This is a genomic window from Exiguobacterium sp. UBA5002 (assembly GCF_002396765.1).
In the GTDB taxonomy this organism is placed as follows: domain Bacteria; phylum Bacillota; class Bacilli; order Exiguobacteriales; family Exiguobacteriaceae; genus Exiguobacterium_A.
Genome location: NZ_DGYQ01000045.1, coordinates 63369 through 81344, shown reverse-complemented (window position 1 = coordinate 81344; position 17976 = coordinate 63369). Strand labels below are relative to the sequence as shown.

At 44.6% G+C, this 17976-nt stretch carries 17 protein-coding genes, 1 tRNA gene and 1 pseudogene; 8 read left to right on the top strand and 11 right to left on the bottom strand.

Annotated features, from left to right (window positions below; genetic code table 11):
* Positions 1–38 precede the first annotated feature (38 nt).
* Positions 39–524, bottom strand: a complete 486-nt coding sequence (locus B4C70_RS13580) for a hypothetical protein (RefSeq protein WP_290780318.1) — start codon at positions 522–524, stop codon at positions 39–41.
* Between the two features lie 56 nt (positions 525–580).
* Complete coding sequence (locus tag B4C70_RS13575; protein ID WP_290780315.1) at positions 581–1408, bottom strand: M15 family metallopeptidase; 828 nt, start codon at positions 1406–1408, stop codon at positions 581–583.
* A gap of 217 nt (positions 1409–1625) precedes the next feature.
* On the opposite strand from B4C70_RS13575, the gene B4C70_RS13570 reads away from it, so the two are divergent.
* The gene (locus tag B4C70_RS13570; RefSeq protein WP_290780312.1) at positions 1626–2171 is read left to right on the top strand and encodes a methyltransferase family protein; all 546 of its coding nucleotides are present in this window, start codon (positions 1626–1628) and stop codon (positions 2169–2171) included.
* A gap of 16 nt (positions 2172–2187) precedes the next feature.
* The gene (locus B4C70_RS13565) at positions 2188–3675 is read left to right on the top strand and encodes a phytoene desaturase family protein (RefSeq protein ID WP_290780309.1); all 1488 of its coding nucleotides are present in this window, start codon (positions 2188–2190) and stop codon (positions 3673–3675) included.
* 58 nt (positions 3676–3733) lie between these two features.
* Here B4C70_RS13565 and B4C70_RS13560 read toward each other — a convergent pair whose 3' ends face one another.
* From B4C70_RS13560 to B4C70_RS13550, 3 genes are read right to left on the bottom strand one after another with little or no spacing between them, the layout of a single operon-like run.
* Positions 3734–4300 (bottom strand): histidine phosphatase family protein, encoded by a 567-nt coding sequence (locus B4C70_RS13560; RefSeq protein WP_290780307.1) that lies wholly within the window; start codon positions 4298–4300, stop codon positions 3734–3736.
* A gap of 16 nt (positions 4301–4316) precedes the next feature.
* Entirely contained in the window at positions 4317–4967 is a 651-nt protein-coding gene (locus B4C70_RS13555; protein WP_290780304.1) for a response regulator transcription factor, read from the bottom strand.
* A gap of 1 nt (position 4968) precedes the next feature.
* A complete protein-coding gene (locus B4C70_RS13550) occupies positions 4969–6318 on the bottom strand; it encodes a HAMP domain-containing sensor histidine kinase (protein WP_290780301.1) in 1350 nt (449 codons plus the stop codon).
* Between the two features lie 146 nt (positions 6319–6464).
* On the opposite strand from B4C70_RS13550, the gene B4C70_RS13545 reads away from it, so the two are divergent.
* A complete protein-coding gene (locus tag B4C70_RS13545) occupies positions 6465–7019 on the top strand; it encodes a YdhK family protein (RefSeq protein WP_290780298.1) in 555 nt (184 codons plus the stop codon).
* A 47-nt stretch (positions 7020–7066) separates the two neighbouring features.
* On the opposite strand, the gene B4C70_RS13540 is transcribed toward B4C70_RS13545, so the two are convergent.
* A tRNA-Val gene (locus B4C70_RS13540) sits at positions 7067–7139 on the bottom strand.
* A 137-nt stretch (positions 7140–7276) separates the two neighbouring features.
* The gene (locus B4C70_RS13535) at positions 7277–7903 is read right to left on the bottom strand and encodes a nitroreductase family protein (protein ID WP_290780295.1); all 627 of its coding nucleotides are present in this window, start codon (positions 7901–7903) and stop codon (positions 7277–7279) included.
* A 185-nt stretch (positions 7904–8088) separates the two neighbouring features.
* Between B4C70_RS13535 and yhfH the strand changes: the two genes are divergently transcribed.
* The 4 genes from yhfH to B4C70_RS13515 all read left to right on the top strand — a co-directional run bounded on the left by yhfH (position 8089) and on the right by B4C70_RS13515 (position 10933).
* Positions 8089–8235, top strand: a complete 147-nt coding sequence (gene yhfH, locus B4C70_RS13530) for a protein YhfH (RefSeq protein ID WP_064505459.1) — start codon at positions 8089–8091, stop codon at positions 8233–8235.
* A 192-nt stretch (positions 8236–8427) separates the two neighbouring features.
* The gene (locus tag B4C70_RS13525) at positions 8428–9273 is read left to right on the top strand and encodes a polysaccharide deacetylase family protein (protein WP_290780292.1); all 846 of its coding nucleotides are present in this window, start codon (positions 8428–8430) and stop codon (positions 9271–9273) included.
* A 15-nt stretch (positions 9274–9288) separates the two neighbouring features.
* Positions 9289–9930, top strand: coding sequence for a YkyA family protein (locus B4C70_RS13520; protein ID WP_290780289.1), 642 nt, complete (start codon positions 9289–9291; stop codon positions 9928–9930).
* Positions 9931–10030: 100 nt separating this feature from the next.
* Positions 10031–10933, top strand: a complete 903-nt coding sequence (locus B4C70_RS13515) for an EamA family transporter (protein WP_290780286.1) — start codon at positions 10031–10033, stop codon at positions 10931–10933.
* 31 nt (positions 10934–10964) lie between these two features.
* Here B4C70_RS13515 and nagE read toward each other — a convergent pair.
* The 3 genes and pseudogenes from nagE to B4C70_RS13500 all read right to left on the bottom strand — a co-directional run.
* A pseudogene (gene nagE / locus B4C70_RS13510) lies at positions 10965–12464 on the bottom strand (N-acetylglucosamine-specific PTS transporter subunit IIBC); the annotation flags it as partial.
* A 212-nt stretch (positions 12465–12676) separates the two neighbouring features.
* Complete coding sequence (locus B4C70_RS13505; RefSeq protein WP_149426819.1) at positions 12677–12874, bottom strand: CsbD family protein; 198 nt, start codon at positions 12872–12874, stop codon at positions 12677–12679.
* A 154-nt stretch (positions 12875–13028) separates the two neighbouring features.
* The gene (locus tag B4C70_RS13500; RefSeq protein ID WP_029340787.1) at positions 13029–14231 is read right to left on the bottom strand and encodes an ornithine--oxo-acid transaminase; all 1203 of its coding nucleotides are present in this window, start codon (positions 14229–14231) and stop codon (positions 13029–13031) included.
* A gap of 186 nt (positions 14232–14417) precedes the next feature.
* Here B4C70_RS13500 and B4C70_RS13495 point away from each other — a divergent pair, with 186 nt between their 5' ends.
* Positions 14418–16445 (top strand): sensor domain-containing protein, encoded by a 2028-nt coding sequence (locus B4C70_RS13495; protein WP_290780278.1) that lies wholly within the window; start codon positions 14418–14420, stop codon positions 16443–16445.
* 58 nt (positions 16446–16503) lie between these two features.
* Here B4C70_RS13495 and B4C70_RS13490 read toward each other — a convergent pair whose 3' ends face one another.
* Positions 16504–17901: a basic amino acid/polyamine antiporter gene (locus B4C70_RS13490; RefSeq protein WP_290780435.1), complete on the bottom strand. Its 1398-nt coding sequence runs from the start codon at positions 17899–17901 to the stop codon at positions 16504–16506.
* Positions 17902–17976: the final 75 nt, after the last annotated feature.

The following is a 17976-nucleotide window of genomic DNA, read 5'->3' as shown; positions in this document are numbered from 1 at the left end:
GCGATCCAAGTGATAGGCTCCTTTCATTCTATAAGACCTTACGACTCTAACTGTTCATCCGTTCGTTCCAACGTACCATCATGTTGCGCCACTAATCCGTCGAGGACGGATGGTTCAAACTCTTCACCGATCGCAATGATTCCTGTTTGTCCAGGCGGAATGACACCGAGTGTTCGTTTGAATGTTTCTTGAATTTCTTGATTTTCCTTCATGTCTTTCGATCCACCAATCAGCATACCCGTCATCGAACCAAGTAAGATGCCGAATGAGCCTCCTAGAATACCTACCGCCATTCCAATTAACGACCCTTTGACGGCGCGATTCGATCCACTTAGGTCTACAGCATCTTCAAACGAAAAAGCACCATTCTCATTTCGCTTGATGACGGCAATCTGTTCGAAATCGACTTGACCTCGCGCATGATATTTCTTCAATTCACTGAACACTTGATAGGATGTCGCTTCTTCTTTGAACGTAAACGTCATAATGTGATGTTTCGCATCTTTTTTTGCTATTCGTTCCACCTCTTTCACCTGAGACGAATAACCGACTAAGCCAACATCCTCTATTTACCATGTTTTTAAGGAGTCGAAACCTTTACTGGTTTCCATGGTGCGAGGTGGAAATACTCCTCCATTGTTAATCCACTGACTTTTAGACGAGCGGCAAGCGTTGCTCCGACATACCGATAGTTCCAGCTCTCATACGTATACCCCGTCCAAGATTCTTTACCAGATGGATAGCGGAGATGGAAACCGTAGCGGTGAGCATTCGCAAACAACCATTTTGCCTCTTTTGTTTTGGAAAAGCTAAACGTGGCGTATTTTGTTGAATCAGCGCCTCCGATATCAAACGCAAGACCTGTTTGGTGTTCACTTTTCCCAGGTTCTGCACTATACGTACTCGCCTTCTCATATCCATCACGCGCAACATATTTATCAAATAACGTTTTTTGATAGGCATAGGAGCGATATGTACTAAACGCAACGAGCGTAATTCCCTCTTTTTTAGCCGCTATACGCATTTTCTCAAACGCTGCTCTTGCTTGTTGATTCTCACCAGGAGCGTACGTCGCGCGGAGCGCTAAGTTCTTATTCGCGATGAGGGTCTTACCGATCCGTTTCCCACCGATTTGTTCATCCGTCAGTAGATACTTCGTACTCGCATAACCAATCTTCGTACCATATTGTACTTTTGACCATGTACCGACTTTCGACAGTTCCGTCACATAGATCCCCGTCGGAATAACCGCAAGACTCGGTTGATCAATCGATGCTCCTTTACGCAAATGAAGAGATGTCTTTGCTTGCCGATAAGTAGAAGTCGATGCTTCGACTGTTGGTATATACACTGATGTACAGGCCGCTGTTAATGTCAACGTCGTGATGAGTGTCGTGATGTATTTCATGAATCGTATATCTCCTTTAATACATGTTCTAATCTGCATCCATATTTTAGATTAGAATACCATTCTTTTTTTCAAACAGGGTTCTTTCGGAATGCTTGTCATGAAAATGAAGTAATTCTGAAGTTTTCTAAATGTAGCTTAAGGACGAATTACAATGGGTAAATAACGATGTATGCGTTTTCGAAACATGATTCTGATGTAGAAAGGAGTAGCGTACGTGTCACTTTGGGAATGGATTTTCAGTATTGGTAGCATCTGCTGGATTGGTGAGATGGTTCGTTTTCGGAATCGCTCCGAGTCTAAGTCAGGGGCAGCAGAACAAGTGAGTTTTTATTTGATTTTCCTTGTCCTAAGCGGAACGATCGTCTGCGCTTTCCTCTTTGCGAATGAAACCGTTTCTTCTATCATGCGCATCTTTTCATGCATTTTATTATGGTGTGGTGTTTCCTTACGTCTATGGGGAATTCTCCACTTAAAGCAACAGTTCACTCGTCATGTCGTCGTGGCGTCGGGTGATCAGCTCGTCAGTAGCGGTCCCTATCGCTTTTTACGTCACCCGTTATATAGTGGATTGTTGTTGATTACGATGAGCTTCCCCCTGTTCACCGGTCAGTTCGGACTTTTCATTCTCTCTGGACTTCTGATGTTCATTTTCTTGCTCTACCGGATTCGAATCGAGGAAGCGATGTTAACGAAAGGTTTTGGACCTGCCTATACAGTATGGGCTGCAAAACGCAAACGATTGATTCCATTCATCTACTAAAGGAGAAGTGATTCATTTGAAGAAACGCGCAATTGTCATTGGAGCAGGTCTAGCTGGTATGTCTGCCGCCATTCGTTTAGCTGGAGATGGTTATGCAGTCACAATGCTTGAAAAGAATGCAAACGTCGGAGGGAAACTGAATCAACGTAGTGGAAAGGGATTTACTTTCGATACCGGTCCTTCCATCTTAACGATGCCTTGGGTACTCGAACAACTCTTCTCAAGCGTTCATCGTAACTTGGATGATTACTTAGAAATTGAGCGCATTGAACCACAATGGCGTACATTCTTTGAGGATGGAACAAAAATCGATGTCAAAGGTGACTTACCTGGAATGCTTGAAGAAGTCGAACACGTCTCGTCACGGGCTGATTTCGTTGAATTGTTCCGGTATTCCAAACAAATGTACGACTTGTGCCTCGACAGTTTTTATAAATACAGTCTCGAAGATTTAAAGGACTTAAAAAAATACCATACGATGTCTGATTTATTAAAGATGGACCCGATGAATACGGTCGCGACCGGAACAAAGAAACATCTCAATGATCCGTATCTCGAACAGCTGTTCAACTATATGGTCATGTATGTTGGTTCCAACCCGTATCAGGCACCTGCTGTCTTCAATCAGATGATTTACGTTCAAATGGGACTCGGCATCTATTATGTCAAAGGTGGTATGTACCAAATCGCGCGTGCCATGAAACGGTTGCTTGATGAGCTCCGTGTCACGGTTCATCTCAACTCACCCGTTGAACAAATCGTCCTTGAAAATAAAAAAGCGGTGGGCGTCTTATCAAACGGAACGTTTCATGCAGCCGACATCGTCGTTTCAAACCTTGAGGTCATCCCGACTTACGAACGGATCGTACCGGAGAAAAAAGCCCGGAAACAGGCAAAAAAATTACAAGCGTCGTTTGCCCCTTCCGTTTCAGGTCTTGTCCTACTGCTCGGTGTAAATCGTGAGTATCGCGGGCTAGCGCATCATAATTTCTTTTTCTCGGAAAATCCAGAGCGTGAATTCGCCCAAATGTTCAAAGAAGGTACCCCTCCTGAGGATCCGACGATTTACGTCGGAGTCTCGTCAAAATCCGATGCCTCCCAAGCTCCTGAAGGGAAGGATAACTTATTCGTCTTGACACACGTTCCACCGCTAACACTTCAAAAAGGTGAGGTCAACTGGGATGCGTACCGTGAAGTCGTTCTCGATAAACTGGAGCGGATGGGACTTCATGGACTTCGAGAATCGATCGAGTTTGAATATCGCTTTACCCCAGAAGATTTGAAGGAATTATACGGTCCAAACGGTGGATCGATTTATGGTGTCGCAGCCGATCGGAAGAAAAATGGTGGATTCAAGATTCCATCGAAGAGTGACTTGTACGAAGGACTTTATTTCGTCGGTGGTTCGACACACCCAGGCGGCGGTGTACCGATGGTCACATTGTCCGGTCAACTGACGGCTGACTTGATCCGAAAACATGAAGGTGCTGTTCCTACACCTTAAGATTTCTCCAATTAAAAAAGAGACGGAAACTGATTCACGCATCAGTTCCGTCTCTTTTTTAATTTGTATTCGTCAAAAGTGGTACGACGTGAATGTCCGCCTTTTCTCCTGATTTCACATCCATTCGACATACGGCTGGCATCGATAAGGACTTCCAAAATGCGTAATCGAATGTCGGATCAAATGTTTCTAAGAGTAGCACCATGATATTTCCATGTGTTCCAAGAACGACTGTTTCGTCAGGATGCTTCTCCACTAGTTCGTCGATGAATGGTCGAATGCGTTGCGACGCTTCGTTGTTCGTTTCGCCTCCATACGGATTTTCATTCGGATGTTGCCATACATATGTGACCGCTCCTTGAAAATCGTCAAGCTCTCCCGGTGCCAACAATCGCTCTCGTAGTTCCTCTACCTCAATGATTGGTTGTTGACGTGCCTCCGCGAGCGGTGCAATCGTCTCGATTGCCCGTCGATACGGGCTGCTGTAGAATCTGTCGATTGGAATTTCTTGAAAGGTTTCAAGTAAACGTATCGCATCTGCCTGTCCTGTATCGGAAAGTGGACGTGCTCTCTCATCTGTTGAGTATGTCGAATGTGCGTGCCGTACGAAATAGAGTGTCGTCATGTTTTGAATTTCCCCTTTATTGGTGTGTCCAGCGGTATCCGATTCCGCGAACTGTTTCCAGATGCTGTTCAATCGGAAAACCGCAAACACGTAGTTTTTCTCTTAAATGTCTGATATGCGAGTCGATCGTCCGCTCGTCTACAGCCGCTTCCGCTCCCCATAACATCGTCGTTAGTTGATCGCGCGTCCAAACACGTCGTGGAGAATCTAAAAATACACCTAACAACTCAAACTCCGTCTTCGTTAACGAAATCTTTTGTTGGAGGTAACTACAACGATAGCTTTCCCGGTCATAGGATAGACTATCGTACTGTTGCTGTAATAAAACTTCCATTCGTCCGATCAGTTCCCCTTCTTGAATCGGTTTTGATATGTAATCATTCGCTCCTACTTCTCGTGTCCGAATGATGTCTTCCCGTTGATTCCGCGCCGTAACCATTAAGATCGGGATGTTAGAGTGTTCTCGAATGAGACGACAACATGTCCAGCCATCCATATCCGGCATCATGACATCTAGTAAAATCAGGTCGAATACGCGCTGACGGCAGAGATCAAGAGCTTGTTGCGCAGAATCCACAAGCTGACACGTGTACCCATACGGCTGAATATACAGTTTGAGCAGTTCAAGCATTCTTGGTTCATCATCTACGATCAATACATGCGGCATTTTATTTCTCCTTCCACTGCAGTGTCACTTGTGTTCCATGTCCAAGTTGACTCTTGATGTTCAATTCTGCTCCATGTGTCTGAGCAATTGCTTCAACGATGGAGAGTCCGATTCCAGTTCCTCCATGTTTTCGAGAACGAGATGCTTCCGTTCGGTAGAGCCGTTTCGTTACATGAGGTAAAGATTCTGCAGCGATCCCTTCTCCTGTATCTTCGATTTGAATGAAAACTCCTACTGCGTTGACACCATAACGAACGGTGATTTTTCCCGACGTCGTATGTCGCCGTGCATTTTCAATGATATTCACGATCATCTGACGGAGCTGCTGAGCGTCACCCATCACTTCTATTCGCTCACCTTCTATCTCGAACGAAACATTTTCTTGTTCGATGTCCAGGCGCATCAATCGTATCACTTGATGAATCAAGTCTTCGACATCGACAGGTTTTCGTTCCATCATAAAAGCATTGGCATCAATGCGTGCTAACCAAAATAATTGCTCAATCCATTCATTCATTTGCTGACTTTCTTCTCGAATGATCGTAATGTAGCGTTGTTGCTCATCCGGCGTCAACGTTTGACGTTCGAGAATGTCCGCGTATCCCTTTATATATGTCAATGGTGTTCGTAGTTCATGAGATACGCTTGCTAAAAATTCGGATCGTTCCCGATTCAAAAAATCGAGATCTTGTTTTAATTGCTGAATCGAACGCGCCAATTGTCCCAGTTCGTCTTGTCGATCAATCGGCAACGCTCCATCTTCCCCATCTAATAGACGTGCCGTCGCTTTTTCCATTTGAACCAGCGGACGAGAGATGAGCCGGGTCGTCCAAATGCTTGCCGCACCTGCTAATAAAAGTGCGAGCAGACCCACTTGGAAAAACTGCTGTTTCAACGGATCAAGTACGTGATCCACGATTGCTTTAGAAGCGAACATGAAGACATGACCCCGATGTTTCCCGTCGATGGTAATGGGACTGTCCGTCATTAAAAAGTCACGCATCGTCACGATTTTTCCTTGTTGACGGTAATCGAAATCCGTATGCTCTAGCACACTTTTCATCTCATTCGACAAAGGTCGTGACGCTTCGAGTCGTTTTCCATCTGCATCAGTGATCACCACAGTAAACGATGAATCTGCTTCCATCATGCTGACATGGCGCATCGTCGTTTGGTCATAGGAATCGACAAGGACATCACGATGGGTATTTCCTCGGTTCAGTAAACCGTCCACTACTTCCTGCGTTCGTGTTTGAGACAACTGATAATACAACGTCCCAAACAACACACTGCCACAAATTAAAAATGCCGCAAGCACGATTCCTCCGACCGAGTATGAAATACGACGCATGACATTTCCTCCCTTTCTCTTCACTATTAGTATAGCGAAAAAAACACGATCGACGCTGACAAACGAAACTGTCACCTCATCTGCACACGATTTGCACATACGCTGGGTATAATAAAAAAGACTAGTGAATTCAGGAGGGTTTTATTATGAAAAAATCATTGACGTTAACCGCACTGGCTCTTAGTTCTACGCTTTGGCTCGGTGCATGCGGATCCGCTTCAAATGACGAAGGAAGCAATAGCGACTCACACGACATGTCTCATGGAGATATGATGCATTCGAGTGATGGAAAGATACCGTCTGGTCTAAAGGAAGCCAGTGATCCGACTTATCCGAAAGGAAGCAACGTCACGTTGACGACGAATCATATGGATGGAATGAACGGAGCTAAAGCAACGATTGCGGGAGCTTATGATACCGTCGTCTATGCGATTAGTTACAAACCGACCAATGGTGGAAAAATGGTGAAAAATCATAAATGGGTCATTCAGGAAGAACTCGATCCCGTTCCAACTAAGCCACTACAAGTTGGTGATGAAACGACTGTCAAAGCGGATCATATGAAGGGTATGGATGGAGCTAAAGCGACGATTGACGAAGTAAAAGAAACGACTGTTTATATGGTGAACTATGAACCAACGGACAGTGGAGAGATGGTGAAAAATCATAAATGGGTCACAGAGGATGAGATAAAGAAATAATAAAAAAAAGCCCGCTTTTCCTTTAAAGGAGAAGCGGGCTTTCGGTATGATTCTGACTGGGCTCGAACCAGCGACCTCTACCCTGTCAAGGTAGCGCTCTCCCAGCTGAGCTACAGAATCATGTTTGCAGTACGTTATGTACTTGCTAGGACATGTATTAATATATCAAGAAACTAAAAGGTTGACAAGTCTTTTTCCGAAAAAAATAAAAAAATTTAAATGGGGGAATCAACCCCGCTTCCCCCATTTTGAATGACTTACAGGAAGGTTGATACTCGATCAATCGGTAAACGTAGTGCCGGACGTTTTTTCGCATCTTCAACCGCTTTTCCGACAGCAATTAACATGACCGGTACATACCGTGACTCGGTGATGAACGTTTCTGCAAAACGTTGATGATCAAATCCCCCCATTGCGAGTGTTGATAATCCACGCGCTTCTGCCGCAAGCATCAATTGCATCGCAGCAAGGCTCGCATTCGACATAGCCGCGTCGCGACCATACGCCTCACTTTGATAAGCGCCTTCTACCTGTGCCTTGATCGAATCAAACAGATCCTCTGTCATGCCACCTGCTTCTACTGCTGGACCGTACACCGAATTGTAGTTTCGATTAGCTTGAACATCACCTAAGATCGCAATGACTGCTGAAGCCGAAGTGATAGCCGGCTGATTGTATGCGATCGGTGCAAGCTGCTGCTTCGCTTCTTCCGAATGAAAGACCGTGAAATGCCAGTGTTGCAAATTCCAAGCACTCGGCGCGGCTGTCGTCCATTCTAATAGTTCTTCTACTTCCTGTTTTGAAAGCTTGAACGTTTCGTCGTAATGACGAACGGAACGTCTTTCTGTTAAGACACGGATTGTATCAAGTGTTGCCTGTGTCATGTGTAAATCCCCCTTATCATTATCAGATTATTTAGATATCGTAGCATGTCTCTTTTTCATTGTCCTCTATCAGTACTTCAAATGAATTAACTGTTATAAAACAATAGTTGACATTAAACTTCTGTACTAATACAATAAAATCAAGAAAAAAAATCATTGCGTTTACTTTGAAGGAGGAAAAACACATGGAACAACCCCTTTATCAAGAAGCATCTGCTGCATTCTATCGTGAGCTTCCCGTCAAGACGTGTGCCCATTGCGGAAAAGAGATGGATGAACAATGTGAATCCTATCAAACGGAATGCGATGAGTGTGCTGTAACAGAACACTAATAACACATGAAACAATCACTTACTTAGTGGTTGTTTTTTTATTTCTTTTAAACTCTTTCTAAATAAATCGATATTTTTTAGAAAAATCGATTTTCCGTCATCTTTTTGTCATCTGTTTGTTACAAAAGAAACAGTCAGAATGTTACATTATCTGTATATGATATTTTTTGACAAAAGGAGCGACAGACAACGATGGATCCATTTACCTCAAGCCACGCTAGTGAACTCGGTCCACGACCGCGTACAAAAAAAAGAAAGTTTTTCCCTCGATTTTTCTTACTTCTCACACTTGTTTTTCTCGGAGTTGGGGGATATGTCGCTTATCGATACGTATTTACTCCTGAACAGCAATCCATTACGACAGGTAAATCCATTACTGAAGTACCTGTCGTCAATATGGAAAAAGCACGCGTGGAAAAATGGAATGGTGTGACGAAAAAAGTCGCTTATTTAACATTCGAGGATGGTCCATCCGTATTAACACCGGACTTACTTCGAACATTGGATCAACTTCAGACTCGTGCCACTTTCTTTTATCTCGGATCACAAGTAGATGCTTTTCCGCAAGAAGTCAAAGCTACTGCTAAAGCTGGACACTATATCGGATTACACGGGGAAACACACGATTACGATACATTATACGAAAAAGGAAAGTATGTCTCAGAGATGCAAAGTGTTCAGAAGAAAATCCATGAGTTGACGAAGCTAACACCACATTTGACACGACCACCTTATGGCTCTGATCCCGGCATCACGAAAAAAATGGCATCTGCCATTCATTCAGCAGACTTCCGTGTGTGGGACTGGTCAATCGATTCAATGGACTGGTATTACAAAGATAGTGCAAAAGAAGTAGCGAATACGGTTATTCGGCGAGCAGAGCGTCCGTTTGAAATCATACTCTTACATGAACAACCACAAGCCATCAAGGCACTTCCAGCCATTGTTGCCGGACTTCAGAAAAAAGGCTATCAATTCGCGATTTATGATGAAGATTTCCATATTCCGTACAACTTCGCGCAACACTCGAATTTATAAGGAGTTACTATCCAGATGGAAAAAACATTCGTAGCAATACTGTTCCTGTCGAGCTTCGGACTCGCTGCCTGTTCCAACGATTCACCAGCCTCTCTTCATGAACAGCTAGAGCAACAAGTCAAAGATGAAGAGAAAGCATTCACGCTAGCTGATCAACGTGCTCGTAAGGACGAAATTTCAGTTAATACGTACCAAGCCGTTCTTGATGCAGGTGCTGAAGAAATCAAACGCTCTCAAAATGAACGAGAGGAATTAGAAGCCTTAAATGACGAACGGCTTGCTTTATTGAAACAAGAAGAAACGTTACGTAAAGAAACATACGCTGCACTTGATCTTGAAGAATTGCAGGATGCTGTCAACCAACTTGATGGTAAAGCAAAAACAGAAGGAACTGCCTTAGTAGCAATCATCAAGGAACGCCAGCAGACGTTTCAAACGTTCTCGAAAACGTATCGACAAGCGATGGACGCCGAAAAGAAAGTGCTTTCACGCTTGACGAAAAAACCGGATTTCGTTAAGATTGATGAGTCAACAGCGGATTTAAATCGTTTAACACGGAAAGCTACCGCGTCATTAAAGAAGTGGAATGCACTGACCGTTCAGTATAATCAAACGAAAACCCGGCTGTATCGTTTGCTCGACACATCAACTCAATAAATCACACAGGTTGCAACCAAACCCTGTCCAAAAAACCTGGACAAGGCCCCGTTGCAACCTTTTTTGTGTGGTTTTTACTAAAAATGGAGGGAAATTATTCATGCATCGCTCAAAAGCCACTTTATTCGTTCTCATCGGCGCTATCAGTTATGGTGTCCTCTCAACGATCGTCAAACTCGCTTATGCCGCTGGATTCAACTCAGCAGCCGTTTCAGGTAGTCAATTTTTCTTCGGCTGGCTCATGATTTTCGGACTTGCCTTATTTACGAAAAACCTTCGTCTCGATCTCAAAACAGCTGGTCTTCTCATGCTGATTGGTATTTCAAGCGGTACAACCGGTTACCTCTATTACCAAAGTCTTCAGACCGTATCGGCATCCGTTGCGATCATTCTCTTATTCCAATTCACTTGGATTGGTGTCATCATTGATGCTCTCGCATTCAGACGCTTACCTACTCGCGCGCATTTCCTGTCCGCGATTCTACTGATTGGCGGAGCCATTCTTGCGAGTGCGGCTTACTCGAGCCCACTCGACCTGCGTGGAACATTATTCGGTCTTGGAGCTGCTGTTAGTTTCTCGATTTTCCTACTCGCTAGTGGACGCGTTGCCAATCATCTACCTGTCATCAAGAAAAGCTTCTATATGATGACAGGTGGTCTTGCTTTTGTCATGATCATGTATCCACCGACAACGTTCTTGTCGTCTGCGAACTTCGAAAATGGACTTCTGTTATACGCGATTCCGCTCGGTCTATTCGCGTTGATTTTGCCACCACTCTTATTTGCTGCGGGTGCGCCTCATCTTTCTCCAGCAAGTGTCTCTCTGCTTGGAGCGGCTGAACTACCGACAGCTGTCATCTGTTCCGTTTTAATTTTGGATGAACATCTGGTGAGTTCTCAATGGATTGGGATCGTCATTATCTTGATCGGAATCTTTTATCCAATCTATCGCTCAAGCAAAACAGCGCCTGTTGCGAACGTACAGCAAAACGACCTTTCCTGAGCTCAGGAAAGGTCGTTTTGCTGTACTTCTGTCGTTTCATCGCATCCGCAACGAACTCGACGTCCGTGCCGATGATGATTTGCACGCTAGTCGCCCCCATCTTCATGACACCTTTTGCTCCAGCCGCTTTAATCGCTGCTTCGTCAATGATGTTTGGATCTTTGACTTGAAGACGTAAACGTGTCGCACAATTGTCAATCGACGTGACATTTTCTGTTCCTTTCAATCCAGCAAAAATTTGAGCTGCTTGTTGCTCATATTTATCGTCTGAATCTGTCAAAACGACTCCCGTGTCTGTGACGAGCGATTCATCTTCGCGACCTGGTGTCTTCAGATCAAATTTTGTGATCATGAAGTAGAACAGGAAGTAGTAGACGACCGCGAACGCGAGACCAACCGGGATGAGAAGTAATGGTTTTGTGGCAATCCCGAAGTTCAAGGCATAATCAATAAAACCAGCCGAGAAGGAGAAGCCATGTAAAATACCGAGTAAGTTAACGATGGCCATCGATAGACCTGTTAAAACCGCATGAATGACATATAAAACAGGTGATAAGAACATAAACGAGAACTCGATTGGTTCCGTGATACCTGTCAAGAAGGACGTCAATCCAAGACCAATCATCGCTCCAGCAACTGCTTTTCGATTTTCCTTACGCGCAGCCATGACGATCGCAAAAGCTGCAGCCGGTAAGGCGAACATCATGATTGGGAAGAAGCCTGCTTGATAAATCCCAGCTGTCGGATCTCCAGCGAAGAAGCGCGCGATGTCACCGTTCGCGACCGTACCATCTGCTTTTTCATATGAACCGAAGACGAACCAGAAAATATTATTTAAGACGTGGTGTAAGCCGACAGGAATCAAGAGGCGGTTAAAGAATCCAAACAGAGCAGCGCCTCCTGCACCGAGACCAACCATCCATTCACCAGCACCATTGATGCCTTGCTCGATGAACGGCCAGACATAACCAAAGACGAAAGCAAGTACGAGCATGACCGCTGATGTAATGATTGGAACGAAACGACGGCCACCGAAGAATGCCAACCAATCCGGTAACTTAATGTTATAGAACCGATTGTATAGAAGTCCTGCGACGATACCCGCGATGATTCCACCGAATACCGCCATATTAACGGTCGAACCGAGTGTCGCCTGATTCGCGATCGAACCAAGTGTCGCTCCGTCGACCTTAGTCGAGGAATCATTGACGATCGCCGCGATCGCATCATACTTCGCCTGAATCTGTGCGCTGGAATAATCCTTGTTCATCGAGTCGACGCCATTTTTTAAGACAAGATACCCGATGGCCCCAGCAAGACCCGCTGCTCCACTCGCATCGATCGATAGACCAATCGCGACACCAATGGCAAAAATCAATGGCAGGTTATCAAAAATAGCCCCTCCTGCTGCTACCATCAACGGAATATCAAGCATATCCGCCGAACCTAACCGGAGCACGATTCCCGCAGCCGGTAGTACTGCGATTGGTAACATCAAGGCTTTACCAATTCGTTGTAGAAACTGCAACATACCTTTCACCCTTTCCTGAATAAAACGATAATGACAGAACAATGTAAACGCTTTTACGTTGTTTATTATTCCACATAAACAACTAAATGACTAGACCTTTATACAAATTATTTCTCATCTTTTTAGTTGATATAAAATTTCATTATAGCAGACACTAAAAACCGGACTAGAGCGATTACTCAGTCCGGTTTTTCTATTTAATTTCAACGGTCTTAGCGGCGATTTGTATCTTCGAAATTTTGTTGGACGTTACCGACTGTTTTCTTCGCCTCGCCTTTTACTTGATCTTTTTTACCTTCACGTTCTGTTGATTTATCGCCTGTTGCTTTCCCGAGCGCTTCTTTCGCTTTACCTGCTACTTTATCGACGAGACCATCTGCTTTTTTATTGAGACCACTGTTGTTTGACATAATCATTACCCCCATTTAAAAGTTTTTTTTGCGATAGTTGTCTGTTCCCTTGTCACTGATTTTCAAACTTTTCTTTAATCAAAATCGACACTTTCCTAAACAAAAACAACAGTGAACATCTTGTCCGCTGTTGTTTAATCTAAAGCTATTCTTTTTATTGGGCGACGGAAACGCCTAATACTTGTTCAATCCGTTCGAACGCCCAATCCAACTCTTCTTTTGTAATGACGAGCGGTGGTGCAAATCGAATGACTGTCTCATGTGTTTCTTTACAGAGCAAGCCTTTTTCTTTCAACGCTTCACAATATGGTCGCGCTGCTTCTGTCAACTCAACACCAATGAATAATCCACGACCACGTACTTCTTTGATCATCGGGTTGTTGATTTGTTTTAGTTTCTCCATGAAGTACGTACCGAGTTCGAGTGAACGTTCCGGTAACTTTTCGTCTTCTAATACTTCAAGTGAAGCAATCGAGACGGCACACGCAAGTGGATTACCACCAAATGTCGAGCCGTGTGAACCTGGATTAAAGACAGAAAGGACATCTTTATTCGCGGCAACACACGAGATTGGGAATACACCACCACCCAGTGCTTTACCAAGAATGTACATGTCTGGTGTTACCTCGTCCCAATCAGAAGCAAACCATTTACCGGAACGACCGAGTCCAGACTGAATCTCATCCGATACGAGCAACACATTCTGCGCACGACAAACTTCTTGTGCGTCTTTTAAGAAACCATCATAAGGAATTAAGATGCCCGCTTCGCCTTGAATCGGTTCCAAGATGAATGCCGCTGTATTTTCAGTGATCGCCTGTTTTAATGCCTCAAGATCGCCATATGGAATCGTCTTGATTCCAGGAAGAAGCGGTCCAAATCCCCGTTGGTATTCTGCTTCCGTCGACATCGAGACGGCTGTCATCGTCCGACCATGGAAGTTTCCTTCACAAACGATGATTTCAGCATCACCTGGAATTTGTTTGACTTCATATGCCCAGCGTCGTGCTGCTTTTACTGCTGTCTCGACAGCTTCCGCACCTGTATTCATTGGTAACACCATATCTTTACCCGTCAATTGTGCTACTTTTTCATAGAAAAAGCCAAGTTGATCATTGTGGAAAGCACGTGACGTCAATGTAATCTTGTCTGCCTGACGTTTTAAGGCGTCGATGATCTTTGGATGACGATGTCCTTGATTAACGGCTGAATAGGCACTCAGCATATCCATATAGCGACGTCCTTCAGGATCCGTAACGAAGACACCCTCAGCCTCTGAGATGACGATTGGGAGTGGATGGTAGTTATGTGCTCCGAACTGTTCTGTCTGTTGAATGATTTTCTCTGTTTGATTCATCGAAATTCCCCCTCATAACTCTTTAGAAAACGTTTTCAATGTTATTATAGCAGATTCTTTCACAGAATCTTCATCTAAAAAGTATCCGAGCGAAAGGATTCTAATGCGTAAGAATTGAATATATTGGGAAAAGACAAGAGAAGTGAACCGTCATCTCTTTTCAATATAAAGGAGCGTGCGCACGTAATGGACCGTTCGACCATTGATTCCTATGAAGTCGTCATTCAAGAATTCCCTTTACCCGCTTTCATATTGAATACTGACTTGACCATCCGCTCTTGGAATGAGCTAGCCGCACAGCAATGGGGCTGGACACAACAAGAAGTCGTGGGTCAGACTGTTCCACTTCTTGAACGGGAAGACATGGCATTCAGCCAGCAGATTTGGCATGCCTTCTTGGAGCGCCGTCAATCCGTCCAATTACCGAATGCCTCCTTGTTGCATAAGACGGGCACTTCTGTAACGTCAACTCTCCTTTTGTCTCCTTTACTTGATGATACAGGAACTGTCATTGCCGCTTTTGCTTGCTGTATCCCTTCAGCTGAGCAACAAACGAATATGAAACCACTCTTCCAAGGATTGATGGATTTGCGTCATGCATTCGATCAGATTGCTTCTGTCGCCGTCTTCGACGCACGAGGAACGATCAAGTACGTGAATGATCAACTCATCGATGTGACAGGATATTGCTCTGAGATGCTTCTCAACCAGCCTTGGTCACTCATCCTAGATCCATCCAGTCCCGTCGTTTCGGGGATTCGCGATCAACTTCGTGAACGAAAAGCATGGTCTGGTCGCCTTAGCCTTACTTCGCAAACGGGCGAACGAAAACATCTCCAAGCGACGCTCATTCCGATCTATGATGCAAACGGTGTTCGTTTTCAGCACCTGTTCATCGGCAACGACATCACGGAAACAGCGGTGCTTGAAGAAGAACTCGATTTTTTAGTGCATCATCATGAGATGACGCACTTATTAAATAAACGAGGATTTTTACGCGAAGGCGAGGCATTATTCCGTTCTGCCGCGTCGCATGATCCGATCGCGCTAATCTTGTTCGATATCGACCGTTTTAAAGTAATCAATGATTCGTTTGGAACACACGTCGGTGATCAACTACTTCAAGCGATGGCAACACGCCTTTTGCAACACACGACAGGCATACTCGCTTTTCATCCGACGAGTGATCTATTCGGTGTCTTGTTACCTGCACCGCCGAGCAATCTGCTTTTCCAATATGCTCGAAAATTACAACAAGCACTGCAGCGCCCTTATTATATCAACGGTCATTCATTGATCGTTTCTTGTACGTTCGGGATCACGGTCTATCCGTCCGAAGCCAAAACATTGGAAGATTTATATCGCCGGTCGGAAACAGCTCTATACGCAGGAAAATCGATTGGTACTGGAACGATCCAGTATTTAACACACGAGATGGATACACAGTTCACACGGAAAATCCAACTCGAGCGCTCCCTTTTCACAGCACTCGAAGATCAATCCCTTTATCTTGCTTATCAACCAATCATTGAACTTCAGACACAAGCCGTCAAAGGCTTCGAAGCGTTATTACGCTGGAATCACACGGCACTCGGGAGCATTCCACCAGATGAATTCATTCCACTCGCTGAAGAAGCTTCACTGATCACACCAATCAACAACTGGGTCATCATCGAAGCATGTGAACAGCTCGCAAAATGGCAACAGACGATTGATCCTGAACTGACGATGGCAATCAATATCTCACCACATCAGTTCCAAAGCGACTCCTTCATTCGTACATTACAACACATCGTAACAGAACGACTGGTATCTCCATCTTCGATTACTTTGGAGATGACGGAAAACATCGCGATTCTCCAGACGCAACGGACGGTCGAACGCATGCACCTCATCAAGTCGCTCGGCTTCCGTTTATCGATCGATGATTTCGGTACCGGTTATTCTTCTTTGCAGTATCTCAGTGCTTTTCCAATCGACGAATTAAAAATCGATAAAGTATTCATTGATGGTCTGGCGACAAATGACCACGCCTTGCTCGATTCCATCATTCAACTCGGTCGCAATCTAGAGTTGAATCTTGTCGCTGAAGGTGTTGAGACAGAACACGCGCTAGATTATCTAAAAACGACATCGTGTCAACATATGCAAGGGTTCATTTTCTCTGAACCTCTATCTGTACAGGATGTCGAAAAAAGATTCTTAACACCTTAATCAAAAAAAGAAGTCACGGTGGATGAAAATCACCGTGACTTCTTTTGCATAGCGTTTCTTACAATTGAATCTCTCCTACGACCATTCCGTAAACAGCTACTCCTGCCAAGACAACAAGAACCATACTGGCAATCCACTCATAACGTGACATGCCCGTCCGTTGCTGTTCTCGCTCTGCTAAAGCGTACGCGAGAATACCTGGCGCATAGACTAATGCCGCGATGACGATGTACCAGATACCCGACGCATAGACGAGCCAAATCGAATACGCTGATGCGATGACAGAGAAAAGTAACATTTTCTGATTGCGCTCTTCTCGCGATGTCCGAATGCTATACAACGCTGATAACAAATACGGTAATAACGCACAAATCCCAGCGATACTCGACAGGACAAGATAGGTTTGTGCTGAGAAGAGCGCGATTCCAGCGACGACCTGTGTCGCGATTTGTGTAATCAACAGCGCACCGACTGGAGCACCTTTCCGGTTCGTTTTTGCGAATGCTTTCGGAAATGCGCCGTCTTTTGCAACGAGATACGAAATCTCCGATGCGAGAATCGTCCATCCGAGAAGTGCGCCGGATAGTGAGATAATCAAACCAATCATGATGATCGTCGCACCGACCGGTCCGATCGCTGCCTCTAATACATACGCCATCGTCGGTTCTTTTAATCCAGCTAGTTGTTCTTGACTGAGCACTCCGAGTGATAAAACGGAAATCAAGATATAGATGACTAACACGCCAACAAGTCCTGTTACTGTCGCCTTCCCGACATCACTTCGGTTTTTGGCACGGCTTGATAAGACGACAGCACCTTCGATACCGACGAAAGCCCATAGTGTGACGAGCATCGTTCCTTTTACTTGATCAAAAATCGAACCGAGTTCTGTTCCCTCTTCCCAGATATCCAAATTAAACGTTTTGATATTAAAAGCAATTCCTACTAGAAGAATGAAAATCAAGATTGGAACGAGCTTTGCGATCGTCGTAATCAAATTGACCAGCGTCGCTTCCTTGATTCCGCTCGAGACGAGCCAGAACAATCCCCAGATGACGACTATACTCATCAAAAGAAGGAATATTCGATTTTCCGCTGCGAAAATCGGGAAGAAATAACTAATCGCATTGAACACGAGCGTGATATTCGCAACTGTTCCGATCCACGCCGATACCCAGTATCCCCAAGCGCTGTTAAAACCGACGAAACGTCCGAACCCTTCACGCGCGTAGGCATAGATACCGCCTTCAAGCTCTGGTTTACTATTGGCGAGATGTTGGAATACTAGCGCGAGCATGATCATGCCAATCCCCGTGATACTCCACCCGATGAGGATAGGTCCTGCACTTGCACTTTGGGCCATTGCACCAGGAAGGTTAAAAGCTCCTCCACCGACCATGGAACCGATGACCATTGCAGCGAGCGCAAAGAATCCGATTTTTTGTTGATTCATGATGAGACACTTCCTTTTTCGTATATCTATTACATCTTACGTATATTCATTCGAAAGACACAAAAGTCATTATAACAA